This window comes from Polyangiaceae bacterium (genome assembly GCA_020633205.1).
Classification (GTDB): Bacteria; Myxococcota_A; Polyangia; order Polyangiales; family Polyangiaceae; genus JAHBVY01.
In genome coordinates this window covers 18,270-42,514 of record JACKEB010000019.1, presented here as the reverse complement: position 1 = coordinate 42,514, position 24,245 = coordinate 18,270, and the positions used below count along the sequence as shown (strand labels likewise).

The following is a 24,245-nucleotide window of genomic DNA, read 5'->3' as shown; positions in this document are numbered from 1 at the left end:
GAACGGATACACGAGCCGCTTGAAATCCCGAGCTTGCTCGGGTCATCGTTCGTCGCTCGAGAGCTTGAACGGCGCCCCCTTTTGGGGACCCAGGTACCGGACTTCCGGCGCTTGGATTGGGCGCGAGATGGTGTTCGCCGCCGACTGGCGTGCAGCAGACGGGGAGCATGAGGGAAAGACTAGCGCCCGGGATGATCGTTGGAGGTCGCTTTCAAGTTGAGAGCGTCATCGGGCGAGGGGATGTGGGGGAGGTCTACCGGGTCAAAGACCCGAAATCAGGCCTCAGCTACATGCTGAAACTCTTCACCACGCCCGCGATGCAGGACTCGAACGCCTCCGCCGCTTTCGACCGCGCCTCGCGACAGTCGGGGCAAGTCGCGCAAGAGTTCGTGGCTATTCAAGAGCTGGGCATGGACCCAAACGGCCCATTTGCTCTGCTCCCAGCGGTGAGCACTCGGTCGCTGGATCGCTATCTCGAGAAGAAGGGACCCTTGAGCCCCGTAGAAATGGCGGAGTTCATGGGGTGCCTCGCCCCCGGTCTCGACCGCGCTCATGCGTCGGGCTTGGTTCATGGCGACCTGAAGCCGCAAAACGTGTTCTTTGGCACCGGGCTCAAGGGCCCCGTGGTGCGAGTCACGGACTTCGGGGTCGCCTCCCTGCGAATGGCTGCTCCAGCGCCTTGGCCCTGCGCCTACGGGTGGGGGGCGCCAGAGCAAGTCGGTGGCTCACCCCTGATGGCGACCATGGACGTCTACTCGAGCGCTTTGCTTGCGTTCTACTCCATGGTGGGGCGACCCATCTTCTTCGCGCTCAAGTTGCCAACACCCGAACCTCAGCGGCTTTGGGAGGAGATGCACACGTTGCCCGCGGCGAGCGATCGCGCGGCGGAGCTCGGCGGCGTCGTCCCACCTTTATTCGACGAGATCTTTCAGCGCGCATTGGCGCCGGATCCCGGCATGCGCCACCAGAGCGTTGGGGAGCTGGCGCAAGACCTTGCGCGCGCTGCTCGCTCGGCCTCCCAGCAGATGCCTGCCGTTGCAGCGCCGGCTGGCGCGCGTGGCCCCCTGGTGCCGCCGCCGATGGTGTCCGGTTCTCCTCGCGGCGCGCTGCACGGCACGCAGGTGCTGACAGATGACGCGGTGGCGCGTGCCAGGGCGGAGATCGACGCGCTCCTCGCCGCCAAGCGCTCGGAGTCGGACGCTGCTCCCGCGTCGGTTCCCATGCCCATGCCCTCACCAGCGGCTCCGCCTCCCGTCGGGGCGCTCGCGCCTCCTCCGGTCGTTTCCGGGGGGATCGCGGCGCCGGCGATGGTCGGTGGTGTCGCGCCACCTGCGGTGGTCTCTGGCGGGATGGCGCCCCCCCCCATGGCTGACATCGCGCCTCCGCCTGTCGTGTCTGGAGGCATCGCGCCGCCACCGGTGGTCTCCGGTTCTGGCCTAGACGCCCTTGGTGCCACCAATCCCGAACTCGCAGGTGGTGGCGGCGGAGGCGGTGGCGGCAACAAGCGCAAGATCCATGGCACGATGGTCGCCGACGCGTCGGAAGCATTCGCGATGTTGGAATCCATGGGGATCTCTCAAGGCGGCGGCGCGCCACCACCTCCCGCGGCGCCACCACCTGCCTTGAATTCCGGCAGCAGCTTCGGTGGTGGCGGTCCGATTCAGCCTGCGATGGTGACCGGCGGCGCAGTGAACCTCGGCGCGACCAACGCCGACGTCAAGGTGGCCCCGGCGGCACAGCGGCCTGAACCCAATCCTCTCGGCATGAGTCAGCTCGGGGTACCGTTACCCGAGGCGCGACGCGATGCGACCATCATCTACACACCGTCCTCGGGGAAGAACACGAAGATGATCGTGATCGTGGTCATCATCTTGGTGGTGGTGTTTGGGCTCGGTGCGGGCCTCATCGCCTGGCTGCTCAGTATGGACAGCGGCGCACCGCCGCCCGAATCGGCAAACCCAGCGCTGCATATCCAGCGGGTCGCGAATAGCCGTGGCACGCCGACGCCCTGGGAGGTTTCGGTATGACAGATTCCTTCGCGCCATTGCGCCAGAAGCTCGCTTGGGAGGTGCCGAGCGAGCGTTGGTACGTCCCCAGAGACGAAAGTTTCCTTCAGGAAATTGTAACCGAGCTTTCCGCGGGTCGCGAGAGGGGGGTGATCTGGGTTACTGCGCCAAGCGGCGCAGGGCTCTCGACGCAGCTGGCACGCCTGGGTGAGGAACTCTCGGGTAGCGGTTGGCGTCCTGTGCGCATCAGCATGCTGGGGCGCGCCGAGCCAGGGCGAGCCATCGGCCCGACCGCGATGGTGATGGTCACCGCCTTCTGGCTGCTACGGGCGTTGCCCGACGGCAACCATCAGCTGGACAACTCCGCTGAGCGCGCCGCTCTGCGTTTGGTCGAGGCGCTGCGGGTGCTCAGCATGCTGCAGGCTCCACGCACTCGCTCCGACTGGGTGAATTCATTGGGTCAGGCGCTCTTCGTGACGATCCAGCGCATGAAGAGCCCGACCTTCCTGGAGCAGATCGAGGCCGAGCCGAGCATGTCGTTCGCCGACTGGGCGGAGGTCGTTACTGGGCTCACCAAGGTGCTCAGCACGGGTTCCAAGATCGTGCTGATCGTGGACGACGTGAACGAACTCGATCTTGCTGGTGGCGCCGACCGCTTGCTGCCACGAGTGGCCTCGCTCTGGCAGACCCTCTCGGTACCGGTGGTCATGAGCTACCCGCGGCGCCTCGACTATTCGAAGGACTTCGCCTACGTGACCAGTCGCGAGCCCCGCATTGCACTCCGGCCGCTGCCCGTGAGTGGTCGCGCAGAGTTTCACCACGAGGTCTTCAAGCGGCGTATGTCGCGGGTGGCGCTGGAACCCAGCGTGGTGGCCGCAGCGGATCAGCTCGCATCGGGCAACACAGCGGAGTTTCTCGACCTCATAGCGAATGCGCTGCGCACGGCTGCAGCGCGTGGAGAGCAGCCGAGCTTACACCATGTTGATGCCGTGGGGAAACGGCGTGGCGAGGAGCTGCGACGCCTCGTGGTGGGCGGTGGCGCGCTGCGAGAGTTCCAGGCTCTGGCGCGCGATGGCAGTCTAGAAGAGCTGGCGGCGCCGTGGCTTGGGGTGCGTGCCGTCGTGGAGGACGGCGACGCCGCGACCTTGAGGATTCACCCGGGGCTCGCCACGGAAATCGCGGCGAAGGAGACCCAGGACTGACGCTATGTGGGTATGGTTTTTCGGCGTAATCGCACTTGCGGTGATCTGGCTCGGGAGCTGGGTGGCCAGCTGGTTCGACGTCAACATCGGCGTTGGCTGGCGCATCCTCGCGAGCTTCTTGGTGGCCCTGTTCGTTGGCGGCGTGATCGCGCTCCGGCGACTCAAGGCGCGGCGTGCGGCGCGGGCGTTCGAGGCGGAGATCCTCAAGCAGAGCGAGCAACAAGCTGCGTACGCACGGCCTGATCGCCGCGCCGAGATCCTCGAGCTACGCCAACAGATGGAGCAGGGGATCGGCTCTCTCAAGAGCAGCCGCCTCGGTGGCGGCAAGGGCGGCCAGGCCCTCTACGCCCTGCCCTGGTACATGATCATCGGACCGCCGGGCTCCGGTAAGACCACCGCGCTCAAGAAGTCGGGACTCAACTTTGCGTTCAACCCCGAGGAGGGTGGTCTACGAGGAGTGGGCGGAACGCGAAACTGCGACTGGTGGTTCACGAACGACGCGATCCTGCTGGACACCGCAGGGCGTTATGCCACGGAGACCGACGATCGCGACGAGTGGCTTGCCTTTCTCGGCTTGCTGAAGCGTTTCCGCAACCAAAAGCCGATCAATGGCGTGCTCGTCGCGGTCAGCGTGACCGATTTGATCGACGCCCGCGATGACCAAATCGCCGACATGGCGCGTCAGCTCCGTACCCGCATCGATGAGCTGATGTCGCGGCTCGAGATGGTGGTCCCGGTCTACCTGATGTTCACCAAGACCGACCTGATCGGTGGCTTCGTCGAGACCTTCGGCGACATGCGTAAGAGCGAGCGCGATCAGATCCTCGGCGCGACGTTCGCGTTGCGCGGAGGGGAGCGTGACGCCGCGAGCGAGTTCGCGCGAGAGTTCGACCAAGTGGTCAACGTGCTGCATGCCAATGCGCTGCGGCGGATCAAGACGCACCGTAGCTTCCAGGGACGACAGAAGATCTTGGAATTCCCTGTGGAATTTCAGGCTCTGCGCGACAATACCAGCAGCCTCGTCGCACAGCTGTTCCAGCCGAACCGCTTCCAGGGCACGCCCATCTTCCGCGGGTTCTACTTCACGAGTGGCACCCAGGAGGGGAACCCGGTGTCGCGCATGATCGGGCGTATGGCTCAGGCGTTCGGCTTGCCGCCGGATCCGGGCGCGCAGGTAGCGCAGGTCGAGGCGAAGAGTTACTTCGTCACCGATCTGTTCCAGCGCGTCGTGTTTCCCGATCAGAATGTCGCTGCGGCTACCGAGGGCCAGCGCCGGCGCCGCACGCTGACTCGCATCGTGTTTGCGGCGAGCTGCCTCTTCGTCTCGCTGGCGATCGCGATTCCCTCAGCGATCACGTACACGCGCAATCAGGATCTAGTTAGCCGCATCGAGGCGGTGGGCCGCTCTGCGTCGAGCATCGACTGGAACGACTCGTCTCCACTTAGCGAGAAGTTGGCGAAGCTGGATCGGCTCCGCGCGGAATACGCGACACTCAAGAGCTGGGACGACGACGGACCGCCCACTGGATATCGGTGGGGCATGTACGCCGGCGGCAGCTTGCTCGAGCCGGTGCAAGCAATCTATATCGAGCAGCTGCATCGCGGATTCACGGTGCCTACGCGACCCGAGCTCGAGGCTCAGCTGCGTGCTTTCAAGGTCGCCGACGCAGAGGGCGATACCTTCAGCAAGCAGTACGATCAGCTCAAGCTGTACTTGATGATGGGTGACACGCAGCGGCTAGAGGTCGACTTCGCGGCAAAAGAAGTCTCCCGCTACTGGGCCAAGGCGCTGCGCTCTGCCAAGCCACAGGAAGATGCGGAGCTGCTCTTACCCCACGCGAAGCTCTACCTGAAGATGATGAAGAAGGGCGAAGCGCGCCCGTGGGATCATGACAAGCAGCTGATCGATCACTCGCGCCAGACGATGCTGAAGGCTCCGCGGGTCGACCGCCTCTACACGATGCTCGTGCGAGACGCGAATCGTGACGTCGCGCCAATCAAGCTGACGGACTTCTTCTACGGCGAGTCCGCGAAGTGGGTGAAACCCAAGAAGGACGTGCAGATCAGCGGTGCCTACACCAAGGAAGGCTACCTCGCGATCAAGAAGGTGCTGAAGTCTCAGAAGGTGCAGCTCGAGACGGAGACCTGGGTGCTGGCTGAAACGGTCAAGGACAGCGAGACCCAGACGGCCGACACCATGGAAAAGCTGCGCGATCGCTACTTCAGTACCTACGAGAAGCAGTGGCGCGAGCTGTTCCTGGACATCGAGGTCAAGAAGCCCGCGAACGACGACGAGTCGATCAAGCTGTTCGGTGCGCTTTCGGAGCCGGAGTGGCCTTACCTTCGGCTCATTCGTTCCCTTGCGGAAAATGCCCGTATCCACGTGGATGAGAGCGAACTCTCCAAAGCTGGCAAGGAGCTGTGGGAGCGCAAGAAGAGGCAGTACGCGACTCGCCTGCGCATGGCGCTCAAGCTACGGGACTCTGGCGCCGGGGGGGGACCGAAAGAGGTACAGCCGCTGTCACCGATGGAGAGTGCTTTCTTGCCGTTGCTCGAGTTCGGGGCGCCGCCCCGCGACTCTGACGGTACCGGCACCCCACAGAAGCTCACCGAGTACATCAACTTCATGACCGCGCTGCAGGGCAAGCTCACGGATCAGCGGGACTCTCCGATGGCCCGCAAGAAGGAGATGGCGCCCGAGTACGAGATCGCGCTGCGAGGCGCGCTCAAGTTGCTCGATGAGCAGGACCCGTACACTCGTCCGATGCTGGAGCCGCTGTTGTTGAATCCGTTCCTGCGTGACGGGGTCAAACGCCCGCGGCGCTTCTAGTCGTTCAAGAGTTCTGCATTTGGGGGAGGCGCGACGTGCGTCTCCCCAAGCAGCCGAGTGACAGTGCGCGATCCGCTTTTTGGGCCAACTGCTGGATCTTGGCTAAGGCTGGACGCGCTGTGTCGTCTCAGGTCGTACCTCCGGATCCCAGTTCGCCCGCCTTCCTTCGCTTGAATCGCTTTTTGGCGATGACTGCGTCGGATCGCGGTCCCCTCGCTGACTTCCTGCACCTCGCAGGGATCGTGGCGTTGGTTGGCAGTGCTCTCAGCCTCGCGATCGCCGTGATTTGGTTCGGTGTGCGTTCGCCAGCTGCTGAGCCCCCACGGCTGCCGCCAGCGCAGTTCCAGTCGAGCCTCGATCCGCAGGATCCAGTGCCGAAGATCGAGCTTCCCGCTGCAGCACCGGTCAGCTCCGCCGCTGAGCAGAGCGCCTCACCCCCCGAAAAGGAAAAGGCAGAGCCTGAGGCGAAGGCCGAAGAGGCAGCGGTCGCGACGGATGATTCTGCAGCGAAGAAGCCGACGTTGCCTCCCGGCTTCTTTCAGAGTCCTCGTGCGATGGTGCATGAGGTGTTCGGAACCGCCACGGACAAGGAACCCTACTTGGCGTTGCGTTCTCGACCCGCCCGCGAAGCCAACTTGCTCGGCAAGCTGGACGATGGCACCCAGCTGAAGGTGATCAATCGTTTTGGAAAGTGGCAGTTCGTGCAGGTCTTGGACGGCAAGCTCAAAGGCACCGAAGGCTTCGTGTACGGTAAGTACGTGCGTCCCTTTGGGAGCGATTTTCGGTGAGAGGGCCTCGTCCGCGGCCCGCGGGCGTCAATCGCTGGCTTCTTGGTGCGCTGCGTCAGGCGTTCGTCCCGCTGACCGCGTGGCTGCTGTTCGGCTGTGGAGGGGGAAACGCCGGGCTCGTGAGGGATGAGGCTGCTGCGGATCTCAACTGCGACGAGCGGGCGATCCGCGTGACCTACATGGGTAACGAACACTACGAAGCCGTGGGGTGTGGACAACGCGAGCGCTACGCGTTTCACGACCGTGACCACTGCCCGAATGGTCGCTGCCCATTTCAGCACTAGTCCCTAGTCAACTCGGGTAGGCTGCTCTGCCCGGGGAAGATGAGCGAACAACTCGAGGAGACGCTGGATCGACTCAAGACGCAGCTCTTGCTGCATCCGAACGATCCTTGGAAGCGGTTCCATTTGGGCCGCACGCTGGCACGCATGGGTCGCCCCGCGGAGGCGGCTGACGCGTTCCGACGTTCTATCAAAAACAAGCCGGACAACTCCGAAGCCCACTACCAGCTCGGTTTGGTGGCGCGGGAGCTGGGCAACACCGAGGAGGCGGCCAACGCGTTCGGCGAGAGCACCAAGCACCAGCCCGACTTCTTCGACGGCTACGTCATGCTCGCGGAGACGGCGTCGGCGCGCGGAGAAAACGACCGCGCGGTGGAAGCCTATGACAAGGCCATCCGGCTGAATCCGCAAAGAAACGATCTCTTGGTCGCCGCGGCACGCTTGCGCGCCAAGCTTGAACAGCACGACCTCGCAGTGCTCGCTTACGAAGGCGCCCTGAACGCTCAACCTGACTTCGAGCTGATGCTCGAGCTGGGGCGCTCGTTTGCAGCCTTGAAGCGCAACGAGGAGCTCTACTCCTTGATGCAGCGTGCCCTCGGCTTGAAGCACGACAGCGTGGAGGTCTGGGAGCAGAGCGGGCGGAGCTTGCGCGCGCTGAATCGGTCCGACGAAGCACTGGACGCCTTCGAGCGCGTGCTGCGGCTGGAGGCCTCCCACGTCGAGGCAGCGAACGAAGCCGCGCGGATATGTCGCGAGCTGGGGCGGGACGATCAAGCCAAGAGCGCCTACGAACGCGCTCGTGCGTTGAGCCCTAAGGATCCAGATCTCGCGGTGGAGCACGGCCAGGTGTTGCTCCGCTTGCGGGAGGCAGAGCAAGCCGTCGCCGCGTTCGAGCACGCACAGAAGCACAGCGAGACCCCAAACGGGCTCGCGCATGCTGGGCTGGGCGCCGCTTACAACTCCCTGGCCAAGTACATCGAGGCTGCGGCGGAGCTCGAGCAGGCGACCACCATCGACCCGCGATCGGGCTACGCCTGGGCGAATCTTGGCGTGTCGTACTCGAAGCTGAATCGCCGCGAGGAGGCGACCAAGGCGCTCGAACGCGCCATCGAGATCAATCCGTCGGACCCCGACGTGCTCGATACGTTCGCGAACCAGCAGCAAGCCGAAGGCAACCTCGACAAGGCCTTGGACGCCTACCGGCGTTCGGTGAAGGTGCGTCCGGAGAACCCCGACGCGCTGTTGCAGATGGGCACCATCCTCCAAGGCTTTGCTCGTTATGCGGAGGCGCTCGAGCCCCTGCAGCGCGCTTGTGAGCTCCGCCCGGAGCTAGCCGTTGCGCATCAGCGCCTCGGTGAGGTGTTTCGTTCGCTGGAGCGCCATCGCGAAGCCATCCGCGCCTTGGAGGCAGCGGCGCAACTCCAACCAACGAACTTCGATGTGCGCGTGGCGCTAGGGCTCTCCTATCAGAAGCTGGGCGAACACCCCGTTGCCGTTGAGCACTTTCAGCGCGCGTTGGAGGTCAAGCCCGAGGACTTGGACGTGCTCGGGTACCTCGGCACTTCCCAGCGCGTGTTGGGTGAGACCAACCAGGCCATCGACACCCTGAAGAAGACAGCGTCTCAGCGACCAGAGGATGTCACCACCATCGCGCAGCTCGCCCTCGCTCAGGTCGCGATTGGAGACACCGATGGCGCGGAGCTGACGCTACGCCGCGGTCTGAAGGTGGACCCCAACAACCCGGATCTGTTGCTCGCCCTGGGCCAGGTACATGCCAGCAGCGGAAGACACGCCGAGGCAGTGGAGTGCTTCGAGAAGGTGCAATGGGTTCAGCCGGACAACGCTGAAGTGGCCCGCCACCTCGGCGGCTCCTTGAAGGACCTGGGGCGCACTCGCGAAGCCATCGAGACTCTCTCCGCGGTTCTGCAACAACACCCGCACGAAGTGGGCATCCGCTTCGACCTAGGAAAGCTCCTGCGCTTCTCCGGTAATGCCGCGGACGCCGCACAAAACCTCGCGCAGGTCGTCGCGCAGAGGCCCGACGATGGCCAGGCGCAGTTCGAGATGGGCTCGGCGCTGATGACTCTGGGACGCACCCAGGAGGCAGCGAATCATTTCCGTCAGGCAACGCGCTTGATACCCGACTTTGCCGACGCCTTCCGACAGGCCGCCGCATGCTTCGAACAGCTCGGCGACCATCGCAGCGCCATGCAGGCGCGCAAGCAGCTGCTTGGCATTGCGCCGGATGACGTGAAGTCTCGCCAAGGTCTCGCGCGGAACTACGTCGCGCTCGACCGCCTCAATGAGGCGATCTCCGAGCTGACCCTGGCGACCCAGGCGGCGCCAGAGGAGTTCGCGCTGTTCGGTGAACTCGGCGGCTTGCTGATTCGGGGGGGGCGCTTCGAAGAGGCGATCCTGCCCCTGCGCACGGCGCTGAAGGGTGAACCCGAGAGCCGCGTGCTGAGAGCCCAGCTGTCCTCGGCCTATGAGCGCACTGGGCGCAAGGACGAACACATCGAGCAGCTCGAGGAGCTGGTGCGCCTTGCTCCGAGCGTCGCGCCGCTGCGGCTCCAGCTGGCCGAGGCGCGCCTGGACGCGAAGCGCACCGCCGGCGCCATCGAGGCGTTCGAGGGGGCGTTCGGTGTGGACCCGACTCTCCCAGGTATCCCGGCAAAGATCGCCGACTTGCTTGTCTCCGAGGGGAAACATCAGCAGGCGATCACCTGGCTCGAACGGGTCGCTGCGGCTGAGCCCGGCAACGCTCGCGGCCACGTCAAGTTGGCGCGCGCCTATCGCGAGGTTTCACGCTGGGATGACGTGGGCAATGAGGCGCGCACCGCCCTGAACCAGAACCCCGCGGATGTCGAAGCTCAAGAGCTGTTGGCCGAGGCCAGCGAACGCACCGGCCGCCTCGATCAAGCGATCAGCGCCTACCAGCAGCTCGTCGAGCGGAGCGGGCAGGACCCGAGGCTGGTGTACGCGTTGGGGCGTTGCTTGCTCAAGGGCGGCCGCGCTCCCGAAGCAAAGATCCGCTTGGATCAAGCGAGCAAGCTGGACGGGAACAACGCCCTGATCCTCTTCGATCTGGCGCGGGCACAGACCGCACTCGGTGACCCTGCGGCCGCCCTTGGTAGCGTGGACCAGGCGTGCGCCCTCGATCCGGACAACGCGGACTATGTTCGCCAGCGCGCGGCGCTGCTCAGCGCTCAAGGGCGACACTCCGAGGCCATCGACAGTTTCCGCAAGGCAATATCCATCGATCCGAGCCTGGTCGCAGCGCGCACCGGCCTCGGGCTCGCGCTGACTCATCTCGGACGCGACGTGGAGGCCACCCGGGAGCTCGAGGCGGCGGTGGAGTCTTCGCCAAACGACGGCGTGCTGCGTGCGTCTCTGGCCTTCGTCTACATGCGCGTGGGGCGCCTCGACGAGGCGCTGGCTGCCTACCAGGCCACCCTGGAGCTTGGCCTCGAGGATCCCGACATCTACGCGAACACCAGCCGCATCTTGCTTCAGCTGGGGCGCCTGGACGAGGCGGTGGCAGCGCTGCGGCAGGTGGCGCTGCTCAGGCCGAACGATCTCCAAGCACAGCTCAAGCTGGCTAGCACCTTGGCGCGTCTTGGCTACTACACCGAGGCAGTCGCGCCGTATCAGCACGCCCTGCGGCTCTCGCCGCGGAACCCGGATGTGTTGTTCGAGCTGGCGCTGTGCTTCGCGCGTGCAGGCAACATGGCGGCGGCTCAGCAGCAGCAGTACACGCTGGGGAGCATCGACCCGGGGCGTGCCGCAGAGCTCGAGCGCGCCCTCTCGCAGCCGCTCTGAGCCTCTGGCGCGGTTTGCTTCCGCTCAGCGAGGGTAGGTCGGCTAAAGTGTTTCCGTGTGGCAAATGGCCGAGTTGTCGCCAAACTGGGACGGCACGGCGTTGCTCGGTCGATTGGCCTCAACGTCTCGGGCGACGTCGTCTGGCAGATTGAAGCGATGTTCGCAAACCAGCACCTGTAGCTTGGCCGGCTGCGCCGGTACCTTGAGCAGTACCCGTAGCGGAGCGCGAGGGTTACCGACGAGTGCCCAGCGCTTCCAGTTCGTGGGCATGCTCTTGGTCGGGTCGCTCGCTCCTTGAACAAACTTTGGCGTGGCGAGTTGGGGTTCGCCACCGTTCAGCATGTAGCTCAGCTCTGCAGGAGTGTCGTGGGGCAGGCTCAGGCTGACGGCCTCGGCCCAGAGCTGGCGTCGCCAGTCCAACTCGAAGTGAATTCCGTCGGGAAACGCCTGGCGCTTTCGGGTGACCAGGTTGGAGCGGATGGGGCTCTTCCAGTCACTCGGCCCGCTCTCGCTGAGATCTCGCCAGCCGCCCAGCCAGGGGAAGCTAGGGCCGGCGGGGGTATCGAGCTTCAGGACCTCTCGGAGCTTGGGAGGTACATCACCGTAGCTGGTGTCGACGAGCACGCGACCCGTCTGCTGGGTGGCGTCGTAGACGACACCCACGGATGCGCGCTGTGGCACCTCGTGCGTGTAAGGCTCTTGCAGGAGTGTGATGCCGCCGATGCTGCAGCAGAGGAGCAGCGCCCAAGGCAGCAGGCGGCGGCTCTGGGCGGGCATCAGCGGCAACAGGCTGATCCCCCAAAGCAGCCACAGCGCGCCCATTGCGGGTAGCGCGATCAAGCCGAGGGCGGCATACAGCTGAGTCAGCACGGGAAACCACGCAATTGCCACGCAGAAAGCGATGGCTGCTCCTCCCCCCCAAACCAGCCACGCGAGCTTGCTGCCGCTTTTGTTACCGCTCCGCCGTTGATGCTGGCGAACGCAGGCGGTGGCGGTGCTGAGCAACGCTAGGCCGAGGCCCGGTAGGTAAGCCAAATACGCAGCACCTGGCAGCGCACCGAGCAGGGCGAGCCCCAGCAGACCAAACAGCAATCCGATCGGAATGAGCTGTTCGAGGCTTGGCAGAGGCTCGAGACTGGCGGGTTCGCGGTCGCCGCGATTCAGGCCAGCTTGCCAGAACAGCCAAGAGAGGCCGAGCCCGGCGGCCGTGACGACGACATAGCCGCCGTGGGCCACCCATGGCGCTGGTGCGCGGCCCGCCCAGTGCAGCAACAGGCCGAAGGCGGCGTTCAAGAGCACACTGACGAGGAGGCCACACAGAGTCAACCCGAGAGAGCCGAAGAGGGCACGCCAGCGCAGCGTCGAGCGTTGCCAAGCGGCAATGCCGCACGGAAGTAACAGCCCCAGCAGCGTTGCCAGATAGCCGAACCAGGTCGGAATGAAGACAATCCTGCTGCCTAGCAGATCGAAGTAGTTTGGCTCGCTTTCAACCGGTGCGGCCGCGGGGGTGCCTGCTAGCGCGTCGATGCCTGTGAGCGAAGCGTCTAGGTTGTCTAGGCTGTGCTGCAGCGTCCCGATGTTCAGGTGCTCGAGGTCGTCGTAGGCGGTGTGGTAGTGCTCCATGCCGCCGATGCATGCGAAGTTCAGCCCGCGCCTGCCGGTTCGTAGGGCGACGCTGAAGTCCGTGTCGTTCGGTAGCTCGCGATACACGCTCTGGAAGAGCGAGCTCGTTAAAGGGCGTGAGGCGTGGCGACCAAACGCGGCGACGAGCGGGGCATCCCCGTTTCCGGTCTCGAACAGCAGCATCGGGCCGCGATTGCCCCGCGCCTCGAAGTTGAGCACGTACGTTACCGAGTGGAAATCTGGATGGCCGACGAACGCGCGCATGCCCAGGAGCCCAGCCTCTTCGCCGTCGGTGAAGAGGAAGAGCAAGCTCTGCTTGGTCGGCGGGCGGTGCTTGAGCGCGCGGGCGAACTCGATCAGGGTCGCCGTGCCGATACCGTCGTCCGCGGCGCCCTGGGCGGCGGGCACGGAGTCGTAGTGCGCTGCGAGCAGGATGGTGCCGGCGTCCGGATGGGTCCCTGGCACGCCGAAGAAGATGTTGTCGACCTCCGCGCAAAGGCCCGGGTGACAGCTCAAAGCGTGCTGTAGCTTGGGGGCGTAGCCCAGGCGGCGCAGTTCCCGGAGGATACGGTTGCGCACTCTTAGGTTGCTATCGCTCGCGACGGAGTGGGGACGGGGGCCGAGGAGCAGATCGAGGGTCTCTGCCGCGCGCTCAGCGGAGAGTTCTGATGGACCTGCGCTGCGGCTGACTGGCGTAGGCGGCGCCGACGCGCCCAGGCAGAGCCCAAGCGCGATCAGGCTCAGCGCTAAGCACAGCACCATGCGCAGCGCAGCCCGCCAGGTCCAGGCCCTTGCAGGCTGCGGAGGTGAGTCGACATTCGGCCGCACCCGCAGAAACTACGTCAGAACTCAGGCAAAGTGGCGAATCGCCTACCCGGAAGGCTCACCAAGCGTTACATTGGCCGCCGTTGCTCGGGGCGCAGCCCCAGCGAGGCGAAAAACGCCCCGCGAAGGCTGCTGAGAAGGACCCGTCGAACCTGATCCGGTTTGCACCGGCGTAGGGAAGCGACAGTTCTCCTCTCTTTCTCCTCGACGGTGATCGACCGCGAGCAGCACTGCAGCTCTTCAAAGCAGTGCAGGCCAACCAGGCCGCGCAGTGCGTGGAAGCAAAGAGGAAGAACCAGATGACCGACCACAGCCTGCCGTTGCGCGGCGCCCACAACCCGTCCAGCACCGCCGAGGGAACGACTCCCGGCTCATTCGCGAACCGCGCTGACATCGGTGGCCCGTTGACGTTTTCGTCCCCGGACACGCCCGGCATGCCCGCGCCCAGCGACAAGACGGCGTGGGACTTCATGCCCAGCGGTTGGTCGAAGCACGGCGACACCTGGGTCGCGCCCGCTGGCTTCACCCCAGTGACGCAGCTCGAGCACGCGCGCCTTGGCACCATCACCCCCGAGATGAAGCGCGTTTCCGCGCGGGAGCCGCACCTGACACCCGAGCAGGTGCGAGTCGAAGTCGCCGCTGGGCGGCTGATCCTCCCCGCCAACAAGGTGCACCTTGGTTACCAGCTCGACCCGATGAGCATCGGTCGCGCTTCGAAGACGAAGGTGAACGCGAATATGGGCGCGTCGCCGATCTCCTCTGGCACCGAGCAAGAGGTGGAGAAGCTGCGCTGGGCGGAGCGCTGGGGCGCGGACACCGTGATGGATCTCTCCACCGGTGGCGACCTCGACGCCTGCCGTGACGCGATTATTCGCAACGCACGCGTGCCGATCGGCACCGTGCCGATCTACTCGATGATCCTTGGCCGCAAGATCGAAGATCTGACGGAGAAGATCATCATGGAGACGCTGCTTCATCAGGCGAAGCAGGGCGTCGACTACTTCACGATCCACGCGGGCGTGATGCGCGCGCACTTGCCTCTCGTGCAGAAGCGCGTGATCGGCATCGTGAGTCGCGGCGGCTCGCTGCTCGCGAAGTGGATGCTGGTGCACGGCAAAGAGAACCCGATGTACACGCACTTCGACGAGATCTGCGACATCATGCGCGAGTACGACGTCTCGTTCTCGTTGGGTGACGGCCTGCGCCCCGGCGGCTTGGCAGACGCGACCGATGAGGCGCAGCTCTCGGAGCTCGCGACCCTCGGCGAGCTCACGGAGAAGGCGTGGCGCAAGGGCTGCCAGGTGATGGTCGAAGGCCCCGGTCACGTGCCCTTCGATCAGATCGAGTACAACATGAAGCTCCAGCGCCGCCTGTGTCACGGCGCGCCCTTCTACGTGCTGGGGCCGCTCGTGACCGACGTGTTCCCCGGCTACGACCACATCACGAGCTGCATCGGCGCAACCGCCGCGGGCTACCACGGTGCGGCGATGCTCTGCTACGTCACGCCCAAGGAGCACCTCGGCCTACCGAAGAAGGACGACGTGAAGCAGGGCTGCATCGCCTACAAGATCGCAGCTCACGCCGCAGACGTTGCCCTGGGGATCCCCGCGAGCCGCGACTGGGACGATGATCTCACCAAGGCGCGGGCCGCGCTCAACTGGGAGAAGCACTTCGACCTCGCCTTCGACTCCGACACCGCGCGCGCGTTCCACGACGAAGACCTCGACGTGGACACGGACTTCTGCGCGATGTGCGGTCACGACTGGTGCTCCGTGCGCATCTCCAAGGAGATCGCCGAGTTCGCCTCCGGAAAAGCGGACGGCTACCAGCGCGAGCGGGTGCTGAAGTCCGCGGCGCTCACCGCGGACCAGAAAGAGATCCTCGAGAAGCGCGGCGTGCTGAGTCCTGAGGAGATCCACAAGCTGGCTTCCAAGACCAAGCGCGCTGTGGGCGCGGAGGAATCGAAGGCCTCGTGTCACTCCGATTACGTCGATCCGAATTCTGCGCAACAAATCCAGGAGGAAAAGCTGGTTCAGCTGCGCACCAAGCAACCGGACGCCCGCGCGTAGCGCACGGCAGCCCAGAGTTGAAATAGGACACCCCCATGCGCGTCTCCCGTCTCGTCCTCGCTGTGGCCTTCACGCTGTCTTCCGCTGGTTCCCTCGTAGGTTGCTCCTCCGATGAGTCCGGCGGGGGGTCAGGCGGGAGCAACGCAAATGGGGGCAGCGCGGGGTCAGGCAACGCCGGATCCGGCGCAGTTGGGGGTGAGGGAGGCGCCGCGGCTGGCGGTACTGCCAATGGCGGCACTGCGAGCGGAGGCACTGCGAGCGGTGGTACTGCGAGCGGCGGGAGCGGAGGCACCTTGAGCTGCCCGACGTTCGCGGACGGAGTCACCGTCGGCAATGTCGCCAACGCTCAAGTGACGGAAGCCTCAGGCCTCGTCGCCAGCCGCAAGCAAAGCGACGTCTTCTGGCTGCACAACGACTCCGGCGACTCCGCTCGCGTGTTCGCACTGAAAAGCGACGGCACGGATCTCGGCGTCTTCAACCTGACGGGTGCAAGCGCCACCGATTGGGAGGACATAGCCCTTGGCCCGGGACCCACGGCAGGCACCGACTACCTTTACCTTGCGGATATCGGCGACAACAACGCGCAGCGCGCCTTCGTGCGGGTGTACCGTGTGGCAGAGCCAGCTGCTGCTAGCGGCGGCACTCAAGACGTGAGCGGCGCCGAGGCGCTGGAGTTCGAGTACCCCGATGGCGCCCACAACGCAGAGACGCTGCTCAGCGATCCGCTGAACGGCGATTTGATCATCGTCACCAAGGGTCTCGTCTCCTCGGGGATCTATCGGGCGCCGGCGCCGCATACCGTGGGTCGCACGACGCTGACCTACGAAGGCGACGCCAGTGGCGTGATGACCCAGCTGGTGACCGGCGGCGACATCAGCCCCGATGGTCGCTACATCGCGCTCCGCACCTACGGCGCGGTGCACCTCTACCTGCGCAACTCAGGTGTCAGCGTCGCCGATGCTCTCAAGGCCTCGCCTTGCGAGGTGCCTCAAGCCGCGGAGGGCCAAGGCGAAGCGGTGGCCTTCGCCGCCGATGGCGGCGCCTACTTCACGGTGAGTGAAGGCAGCGCTCAACCGATTTGGCGCTTCGCGAAGCAGTAATCTAGCGATCTCGCTTCCGCGCTGAAACGACTAGCGGGAGGCTGGCGGTGTAGGACACTGCCGCACCTCGTGTGGGCGCACACTCATATGGAAATGCGCCGTCGCAGCTGGAAGATATGGGGGCTAGCGCCCGATTCGGACGCTGAAACGGGGCGAAATCCCCACAGATCGCGGCGAAAGGTCGAGGGAAACCGAGCAGTTGGCTGCGCGGCACGCTACGCAGGCCGGCGCTAGTCGGTGTAAGCTTCAGGCGTGTTGAGTCGCACTTGGGTTGGAGTCTTGGGCTTGGTGCTTTCGGGCGCGTTATTCGCTGCTTGCACTGGTGATGTGGGTGAGGGTGCATCGCCTGGTGAGAACGGCGGCAATGCCGGAAGCATCGCGAACGGCGGGAGTAGCTCGAACGAGAGCTGCCTCGGCTACTTTTGCACTGACTGCGCAACGGGCGAGACGGTGCCGGCCATCTGTGAGACGGGTAAGTTCTGTCCCGACGGCTACGAGCGCAGCTGCGGCTCTGGAGGTAACGCTGGTAACGGCGGGAGTGCTGGGGCCGCCAACGGCGGCAATGGTGGCAGCGGCAATACGGGCAACGCCGGCAGCGGCGGATCAGGTGGCGCGGCGGGCGGTGCTGGGGGCGCTGGCGGTACCGCGGGCGGCGCCGGTGGTAGCGGTGGCGCGGGAGCTGGAGGCATGACCTCTGGTGGCACCGGCGGTACCGCCACCGGCGGAGCCGGCACCGGTGGCGCAGCGACTGGCGGCGCGGCGACAGGTGGCAGCGGTACGGGTGGTGCGGCCACCGGTGGCGCCGCGGGTAGTAGCGGAACCTGAGTCATGGCTTCGCGCCTGTCACGCAAGGTGGCTTGGCAGGCGCCGCTACTCCTCGCGCTATTGGTTCCGTGGGGATGTGATGGCGACGAGGCGGCGCCCCAGCAGGACCCGGTGCCTGATGCTGGAGTGGATGCGGGACCAGCGCCGGCATGGAGCCTCGAGCTCGAGGCGGACGTCGCCGCGGGCGACGAAGAGACGGTGTGCCGCTATTTCGTGGTGCCCGAAGGGGGCCTCGCGGTGGCGCGCTTTCAGCACGCGCTGAGCGACCGCACCCATCACTTGCTGCTCTTCCCAACGTACCTCACCCCCGATCAAATACCGGTCGAAGGCATCATCCACGACTGCGAGGGAGACTCTCCGAGCAAGCTCGTCGCGCCGGGCATCTTGTACGGAGGACAACCAGGGGGAGCCAGCGTTGCCTTTCCTGAAGACTCCTCGCTCACCTTGCCTGGTGGCGCGGTGGTGTTGATGGAGCAACACGTGGTGAACACCGGGGTCGACGCGGTGCACGCCCACGCTCAGCTCGACGTGTTCGCTGCCGAGCCTCAGGCGACGCGCGAGGCGGGCATGCTGCATTTCTACGACTGGGCGATCTACGTGCCGGCTCGGGGGGAGGGGCGCGCTGAAATGCAGTGTGATATCCCTGCGGATATCGAGCTGGCTTTCGGGCACGGTCATATGCACCAGCGGGGCACGAACTTCCAGGCGTGGATCATCGACCCCGACGGTTCGCGCCGCGATTTGCTCGAGACTCAGGACTGGGACTCGGCGACGCAGAGCTTCGCGCCCAACGTGCAGATCCCCGGCGGCAGTCGCGTGCGCTTCGCCTGCGACTACCGGAATGACGAAGACCGCGCCTACTACCAGGGCCTGTCCGCGGTGGAGAATGAGATGTGTTCGCTGACCCTCGGCTACGCGGGCGTGGACGGGAAGCGCCTGCCACCGCCCTACGAGTGGTGTGGTTCGCCGACGTCGGGCGTGGTTGGGGCAGGCGGCTTTGGCTGTCAGAGCATCGAGCAGTGCATCAGCAGCGCGTGGGCTGCGGGGCTTGCGGGCTTCGGGCCGGCGCTCCAGGGCTGCTGGAATCAAGGCTGCGAGCTCGCGCCCGTGGCCTATCGTGATCTCGCGCTGTGCCGCGCGACCCACTGCGAGTCGGCGTGTGAAGTCGCGCCGGGGCTTGCCGGTGTGGTGGCCCTCGCGAGCACCAGCCTCGGCTGCTTGGAGTGCGTGGCAGCAAACTGCCCCGAACAGCAACAAGCCTGCACGGCTCAACCCGACTGCAACTGACGCGAGCTTTTGCTAAGACCCCGCCGTGGCGAAGCGCAAAGCACGACTCGGCAACTTGGCGAACCGCGATCCAGTGATCGCCGGCGTGGCGATCGAGCACCTGATCGGTGAAGTCGACGCCGGTGAGGGTGCGGTACTGGTCGTGGACGACGACACGGACCTGGTCGCTGAGGCGCTCACCGCGGAGGGTGTGGAGCTGCGGCGCTGGAACCGCCGCGCGCTGGATGGACGGCGTGCCTTGCCGTGGCCAGAAGCGGGCGAGGTCGCCGCGGCGGTCGTGCGCCTGGGGCGCGACTGGCCGAGCTTTGACTTTGCGTTGCATGCCGTTGCCTCGCGGATCAAGACCGGCGGCAAGCTGTGGGTCTACGGCGCCAACGACGAGGGGATCCGCTCGGCGCCGCGACGCATCGCGGAGGCGTTTTTCACCGAGCCGGAGACGGTGCACCTCAAGCGCCGCGCCCGAGTGCTGGAGTGCGTGCGAAACGATGTGAACGAGGGCTTGAAGCTATCCTTCGACGACTTCCGTACGAGCTCCGACGTCACTCTCCCTCTCGGTGGTTCGTCCTTCAACGTTAGCCTCGCGAGCTACCCTGGGGCGTTTGCTCGGGGCCGGCTCGATTCCGGCACCGAGATCTTGCTGCGCGGCCTGGAAGAGCTGAAGCCGCGCAAGCAAGTGCTCGACTTCTGCGCTGGTGTTGGCGTGGTTGGCGTGTGGGCCAAGCGCCGCTGGCCAGAGGCGGAGCTATCCTTGCTCGAGGTGGATGCCCCAAGCCTAGAAGCCGCGAAGCAGAACCTGCCAGACGCGAAGAGCTACCTGAGCGACGCCTGGAAGAACCTGCCGAAGAGCGAACGCTACGACGCCATCGTGAGCAACCCGCCGATTCACCGCGGAACCGAGGAAGACATGGGTGTGCTCCACGAGCTGGTGCAAGGCGCTGCGGCTCACCTCACGGTGAGCGGCGTCTTGGTCTGCGTGGTGCAGAAGAGCGTCGGCGCGGGCACGTTGTTCAACGACACCTTCAAGAACAGCCGGGTTCTGCTCGAGACCAATGCGTTTCAGGTGTGGTGCGGCTCCAAGCGCTGAGCCGCACCCCTGGTTCGAAGACACTCAGGCGGCGCTGAGAGGCCGTCTCAAGCCGCGCGGTCGTCGTCGCGCTTGGGGCGACGGTTGCACGCAAGGATGCGCTTGCGCACGCGGACAGCGTCGGGAGTGATCTCCACCAGCTCGTCGCGGTCGACCCACTCGAGGGCCTCTTCGATGCCCATCACGCGCGGCGGGGCGAGGACGACGTTCTCGTCGCGGCCAGAGGCGCGAATGTTCGTGAGCTTCTTCTCGCGGGTGACGTTCACGTCGAGGTCGTTGTTGCGATTGTGCTCGCCGATGATCATGCCCTCGTACACGTCGGTGCCCGGCGGCACGAAGAGGATGCCGCGAGGGTCGAGGTGGAACAGGGCGTAAGGCGTCGCCGTGCCAGCGCGGTCGGAAACGATGGCGCCGCAAGGGCGACGCAGCATCGGACCGGAGTAGGGCTCCCAGCCGTCGAACAGGGTGTTCAAGAGGCCCGTGCCACGCGTTTCCGTAAGGAAGGAGGAGCGGAAGCCAATCAAGCCACGAGAAGGAATGCGGTACTCGATGCGCGCGCGGCCATGACCCAGGTTGTTCATCTTGGTCATGATGCCCTTGCGCTCACCCAGGCGGGTGGTCACGGCGCCGACGTACTCCTCCGGGACGTCCACCACGACGCGCTCCATCGGCTCCGACTTCACGCCGTCGATCTCACGCACGACGACTTCGGGCATGCCCATGCAGAACTCGAAGCCCTCGCGGCGCATCGTCTCAGCGAGCACCGCGAGCATCAGCTCGCCACGGCCGTACACAGTGAAGACGTCGGGCTCCGCCGTCGGCTCGACGCGCAGGGCGATGTTGCGCTTGCTCTCCTTCATCAGGCGCTCGCGGATGTGACGCGAGGTGACCCACTTGCCGACCTTGCCGGCGAAGGGCGAAGTGGAGACGCAGAACGTGATCTTGATCGTCGGCTCCTCGACGCGGATGCGAGGCAGCGCGTCGACCTTGTTCGGGTCACACAGGGTGTCGCCGATTTGCACTTCGTCGAAACCTGCGACAGCGACGATGTCACCGGCGCCTGCCTCGTCGATCTTCACGCGCTGCAGGCCTTCGAAGCCGAACAGCGTGCCGACCTTCTCTTCTTCGGTGCTCGACTCACCCACGCACTTCAGGCGGTGCCCCACGGCAAGCTTGCCGCGTTCGATGCGGCCGAGCGCCAGGCGCCCGACGTACTCGTCGTGAACGATGTTGTTGACGAGGATGCGCACCGGCTCCTCCACGTCACCCTTCGGCGAAGGCACGACGTCGAGGATGGTCTTGAACAGCGGCTCCAGGTCGACGAGCTCGTCTTCGAGCTCCTTCTTCGCGACGCCATCCTTGCCGATCGCGTAGAGCACCGGGAAAGCGGCCTGGTCGTCGCTGGCGTCGAGATCGCAGAACAGGTCGAAAGCCTCATCGAGCACCGCTTCGGGGCGCGCGTCCTGGCGGTCGATCTTGTTGATCACCAGGATGATCGGCATGCCGAGCTCGATCGCCTTGCCGAGCACGAAGCGCGTCTGGGGCAGCGGGCCTTCGGCGGCGTCCACCAAGAGCAGCGCGCCGTCGGCGAGCCGCAGCGTGCGCTCCACCTCACCACCGAAGTCGGCGTGGCCGGGGGTATCGATGATGTTGATCTTGTAGTCGCCGTAACGAACGCTGGCGTTCTTCGCCAAGATCGTGATGCCGCGTTCGCGCTCGAGGTCGTTCGAGTCCATGACGCGGTCGGTGAGCGCCTCGTTGACGCGGAAGACGCCCGTCTGTCGCAGCATGGCGTCGACCAACGTGGTCTTGCCGTGATCGACGTGGGCGATGATGGCGATGTTTCGGAGCTTTTCGCGGGGATGAAGGGGCATGACGTTCCTCGAGGGCGACGCGCTATGCCATGCCCCCCCTGGGTCACGCCAGGAGAAAGCCGGATTGTTGCCGCTGCGTGCCAAGCACGAATTTTTGGGGGTGAGGCGCGCTGCTTCGAGACAGCACGATCTCGGCGGCGAAGTTATTGTTTGACAGAAACTAGTTATCGTAAAACAATAAGTCCATGGTGCTTCGTAGTGTGGAGCGAACGCGGCTGGTGGCCGAACCGACGACGTCTCGGCCCCAGGTGGTTTCTCGAACTACGCGAGCTACGCGCGCGCTTCCAGTACATCCCCGTCTTGGGTTGCAGCGCGGAAACGACTCGAGCGGCTTCATGCGCGCGTGCTTGATCGTCGTGTTGTGTGCGCTGAGCAGTTGTGGTGCTGCGGACGACGCGGCTGAGTCATCACCGGAGCGCTTGCCGACCAGCTCACTGGAAGACGGTGGTCTTGATAGGGCGTACTGGGACGCGGCGCTGCGTGACCTCGAAGATCGGCGGCTACCGATCGACGCGATGCTGCTCGTGCATCGAGGCGCCGTGGTCGCGGAGTACTACGCGCCGGGACACGCCCGGCGGTCGCTGCACGATCTGAGGTCGGCGACCAAGTCGATCACCAGCATGTTGGTCGGCGCTGCGACGGACCGTGGAATGTTGGATCTGCAGGCTTCCGTCGAGAGCTTCTTCCCGGAGCAAAGTGCGCATCCGTCCTGGCGGGACTACCAGCCCATGCGCGTCGGCGACTTGCTCACCATGAGTAGCGGACTCGACTGCGACGACTGGGCAGCCTCGCCGGGCAATGAAGAGCGCATGTATCTGAGTGCCGATTGGCTCGACTTCTTCTTCGCTATCCCGGCGAAGCGCGAGCCCGGGGAACGCTTCTCCTACTGTACTTCTGGAGTCGTCACGCTTGGGGAGATCGTGAGCCGGGTCGCGGGGCGGTCGCTGCCCGAGCTAGCAGAAGCCTGGCTCTTTGAGCCGCTCGGGATCACAGACGCCGAGTGGGCCGAAGCGCCGCACGGAGTAACCGATTCGGGCGGCCATCTACGGCTGTCCGTGGAGAGCCTCGCTAAGCTGGGCCTCCTCATGCATGGAGGAGGCGTTTACGCGGGGAAGCGTCTGCTGAGTGCTTCTTACGTGGAGGCGAGTCTCACCCCGAGTACCTGGATCTTCAGTCCCGACCAGGGGCCACAGTATGGCTATCTCTGGTGGCTCGAGCCTGTGCGTGACGGCGTGGCGCACTCGTATCAGGCGCGGGGCAATGGCGGGCAATACATCATCGCGCTGCCAGCCTTCGATGCGTTGGTCGTCTTCACCGGACACGCGTACAACCAGCCGCCGGAGATCTCCCAGGCGCCGTTCGACCTCACCCAACGTTTCGTGGTGCCAATGCTAGAGCAGCCCGCGCGTTAAGTCGCGGCAGTGGATTTAACGAAGGAAAGGATCTCATGCTTCGAACATTCTTACCGCTTGCGTGCGTATTGGTTTGCGCCGCCTGCGCTTCCTCCCCAGGGCTTCCTCCGCCCATCGCAGCAAACCAACTCGGCGCCACGGGACCCGTGGAACTCCCGATATTGCTCGTGTTCGAAGCGGGCGAGAGTGTGCCTCTCGACGTCACCACTCACGGCGATGTGGTGGCCCTGAAGAGCGATGGCGGAGCGAAGCTCGTGGCGAAACGCAAGCTCTGGCTCTTGATCACGGAGGACTCCCCGCCAAGACTCAGCCTCGACGGGGAGCACTTCGATCAAGTCCACGGCGCGTTCTCGTTTGGCTTTGGCGTCACCAAGCAGCGCGGTTCGTTCGCGACCATGGAGTTGAAGCTCGCTTCTCAGAAACCGTGAGCCACCGATGACTGACACGACAAGCCAAGCCCCGGGTCTGCCTCCCAAGTTTCGTCGCTGGAGCCGCGTCGGGAGCGTGTGTTGTTGGCTCGTGGGTGCGGCGCTGCTGCTCGGCACGCTGGCTACGCGGATCAAGACTCGCGCGGGTCTGGCGCGAGAGTTTGGCTTCCACACGGGGGCCTACATCGAGTCGTGGCAGGAACTGTCGACGTTGGTGTTGATGCTGACGCCCGGTGTGCTGCTGACCCTCGCACTCTTCCAGCTGGCCAAGGCGCTGTCTGCCTTTGCACGCGGCGAGTACTTTCAGGAGTCCACCGTTGCGCGCCTACGGCGGTTCTCCGGCTTGATGTTGGCCTCTGCGCTAGCGGGCTTGGTGTTGCCGTCGGTTTGCTCGTTGCTCTTGAGCTATGGGGTTCCGCCAGGCGAAGGACGGTTCTCCGTGGGGATCGGCTCCGGTCAGGTGTTGGGCGTGTTGTGCGCTGGGGGCACCTGGCTGTTCGCCGCGCTGCTAACGGAGACCAGACGCCTCAGCCAAGAAAACTCCGAGTTCGTGTAGTCTCCCGCTGTGCCCATCCGCGTGAAACTGGCTGAAGTGATGGCCAAGCGCGGCGTGCTGTCGAAGGACCTAGCCGCCCACGTCGGCATCACCGAGGCCAACATGAGCTTGCTCCGCCAGGGTAAGGTCAAAGGCGTGCGCTTCGAGACACTGACGAAGATCTGCGAGTTCTTGCAGTGTCAGCCCGGAGACATCCTTGAGTATTGCCCGGAGGAATCTTCAAAGGTGCGGTAACC

At 65.1% G+C, this 24,245-nt stretch carries 17 protein-coding genes and 1 riboswitch; of the genes, 15 read left to right on the top strand and 2 right to left on the bottom strand.

Annotation, left to right across the window (positions count from 1 at the left end; translation table 11 throughout):
- The first annotated feature begins 167 nt into the window (after window positions 1-167).
- From H6718_29975 to H6718_29950, 6 genes are all read left to right on the top strand, one after another.
- Window positions 168-2,027, top strand: a complete 1,860-nt coding sequence (locus H6718_29975) for a protein kinase (GenBank protein ID MCB9589680.1) — start codon at window positions 168-170, stop codon at window positions 2,025-2,027.
- Complete coding sequence (locus H6718_29970; GenBank protein MCB9589679.1) at window positions 2,024-3,208, top strand: hypothetical protein; 1,185 nt, start codon at window positions 2,024-2,026, stop codon at window positions 3,206-3,208. The genes H6718_29975 and H6718_29970 overlap by 4 nt, the downstream gene beginning before the upstream one ends.
- 4 nt (window positions 3,209-3,212) lie before the next feature.
- Entirely contained in the window at window positions 3,213-6,038 is a 2,826-nt protein-coding gene (gene tssM / locus H6718_29965; protein MCB9589678.1) for a type VI secretion system membrane subunit TssM, read from the top strand.
- A gap of 119 nt (window positions 6,039-6,157) precedes the next feature.
- Window positions 6,158-6,826: an SH3 domain-containing protein gene (locus H6718_29960; GenBank protein ID MCB9589677.1), complete on the top strand. Its 669-nt coding sequence runs from the start codon at window positions 6,158-6,160 to the stop codon at window positions 6,824-6,826.
- Window positions 6,823-7,110 carry a hypothetical protein gene (locus tag H6718_29955; protein MCB9589676.1) on the top strand — a complete coding sequence of 96 codons (288 nt, stop codon included), beginning with the start codon at window positions 6,823-6,825 and terminating at the stop codon, window positions 7,108-7,110. Before H6718_29960 ends, H6718_29955 begins: the two co-directional genes overlap by 4 nt.
- Before the next feature lie 39 nt (window positions 7,111-7,149).
- Window positions 7,150-10,926 (top strand): tetratricopeptide repeat protein, encoded by a 3,777-nt coding sequence (locus tag H6718_29950; protein ID MCB9589675.1) that lies wholly within the window; start codon window positions 7,150-7,152, stop codon window positions 10,924-10,926.
- A 42-nt stretch (window positions 10,927-10,968) separates the two neighbouring features.
- Here the strand turns inward: H6718_29950 and H6718_29945 are convergent, their stop codons facing one another.
- On the bottom strand, window positions 10,969-13,377 hold the full coding sequence (locus H6718_29945; protein ID MCB9589674.1) for a M28 family peptidase: 2,409 nt from the start codon (window positions 13,375-13,377) through the stop codon (window positions 10,969-10,971).
- A 75-nt stretch (window positions 13,378-13,452) separates the two neighbouring features.
- Window positions 13,453-13,570: riboswitch (TPP riboswitch) on the top strand.
- Window positions 13,571-13,673: 103 nt separating this feature from the next.
- On the opposite strand from H6718_29945, the gene thiC reads away from it, so the two are divergent.
- From thiC to H6718_29920, 5 genes are all read left to right on the top strand, one after another.
- Entirely contained in the window at window positions 13,674-15,443 is a 1,770-nt protein-coding gene (gene thiC, locus H6718_29940; protein MCB9589673.1) for a phosphomethylpyrimidine synthase ThiC, read from the top strand.
- Window positions 15,444-15,478: 35 nt separating this feature from the next.
- On the top strand, window positions 15,479-16,543 hold the full coding sequence (locus tag H6718_29935; GenBank protein ID MCB9589672.1) for a hypothetical protein: 1,065 nt from the start codon (window positions 15,479-15,481) through the stop codon (window positions 16,541-16,543).
- A gap of 252 nt (window positions 16,544-16,795) precedes the next feature.
- Window positions 16,796-17,368, top strand: a complete 573-nt coding sequence (locus tag H6718_29930) for a hypothetical protein (protein MCB9589671.1) — start codon at window positions 16,796-16,798, stop codon at window positions 17,366-17,368.
- 3 nt (window positions 17,369-17,371) lie between these two features.
- A complete protein-coding gene (locus H6718_29925; GenBank protein MCB9589670.1) occupies window positions 17,372-18,655 on the top strand; it encodes a hypothetical protein in 1,284 nt (427 codons plus the stop codon).
- A 25-nt stretch (window positions 18,656-18,680) separates the two neighbouring features.
- Window positions 18,681-19,739 carry a methyltransferase gene (locus H6718_29920; GenBank protein ID MCB9589669.1) on the top strand — a complete coding sequence of 353 codons (1,059 nt, stop codon included), beginning with the start codon at window positions 18,681-18,683 and terminating at the stop codon, window positions 19,737-19,739.
- 47 nt (window positions 19,740-19,786) lie between these two features.
- Here the strand turns inward: H6718_29920 and typA are convergent, their stop codons facing one another.
- On the bottom strand, window positions 19,787-21,613 hold the full coding sequence (gene typA, locus H6718_29915) for a translational GTPase TypA (GenBank protein ID MCB9589668.1): 1,827 nt from the start codon (window positions 21,611-21,613) through the stop codon (window positions 19,787-19,789).
- Window positions 21,614-21,918: 305 nt separating this feature from the next.
- Here typA and H6718_29910 point away from each other — a divergent pair, with 305 nt between their 5' ends.
- From H6718_29910 to H6718_29895, 4 genes are read left to right on the top strand one after another with little or no spacing between them, the layout of a single operon-like run.
- Window positions 21,919-23,025, top strand: coding sequence for a serine hydrolase (locus tag H6718_29910; GenBank protein ID MCB9589667.1), 1,107 nt, complete (start codon window positions 21,919-21,921; stop codon window positions 23,023-23,025).
- Between the two features lie 35 nt (window positions 23,026-23,060).
- Window positions 23,061-23,453, top strand: a complete 393-nt coding sequence (locus H6718_29905) for a hypothetical protein (GenBank protein ID MCB9589666.1) — start codon at window positions 23,061-23,063, stop codon at window positions 23,451-23,453.
- 7 nt (window positions 23,454-23,460) lie between these two features.
- The gene (locus H6718_29900) at window positions 23,461-24,009 is read left to right on the top strand and encodes a DUF2975 domain-containing protein (GenBank protein ID MCB9589665.1); all 549 of its coding nucleotides are present in this window, start codon (window positions 23,461-23,463) and stop codon (window positions 24,007-24,009) included.
- A 9-nt stretch (window positions 24,010-24,018) separates the two neighbouring features.
- Entirely contained in the window at window positions 24,019-24,243 is a 225-nt protein-coding gene (locus H6718_29895; protein MCB9589664.1) for a helix-turn-helix transcriptional regulator, read from the top strand.
- The last annotated feature ends 2 nt before the right edge of the window (window positions 24,244-24,245 follow it).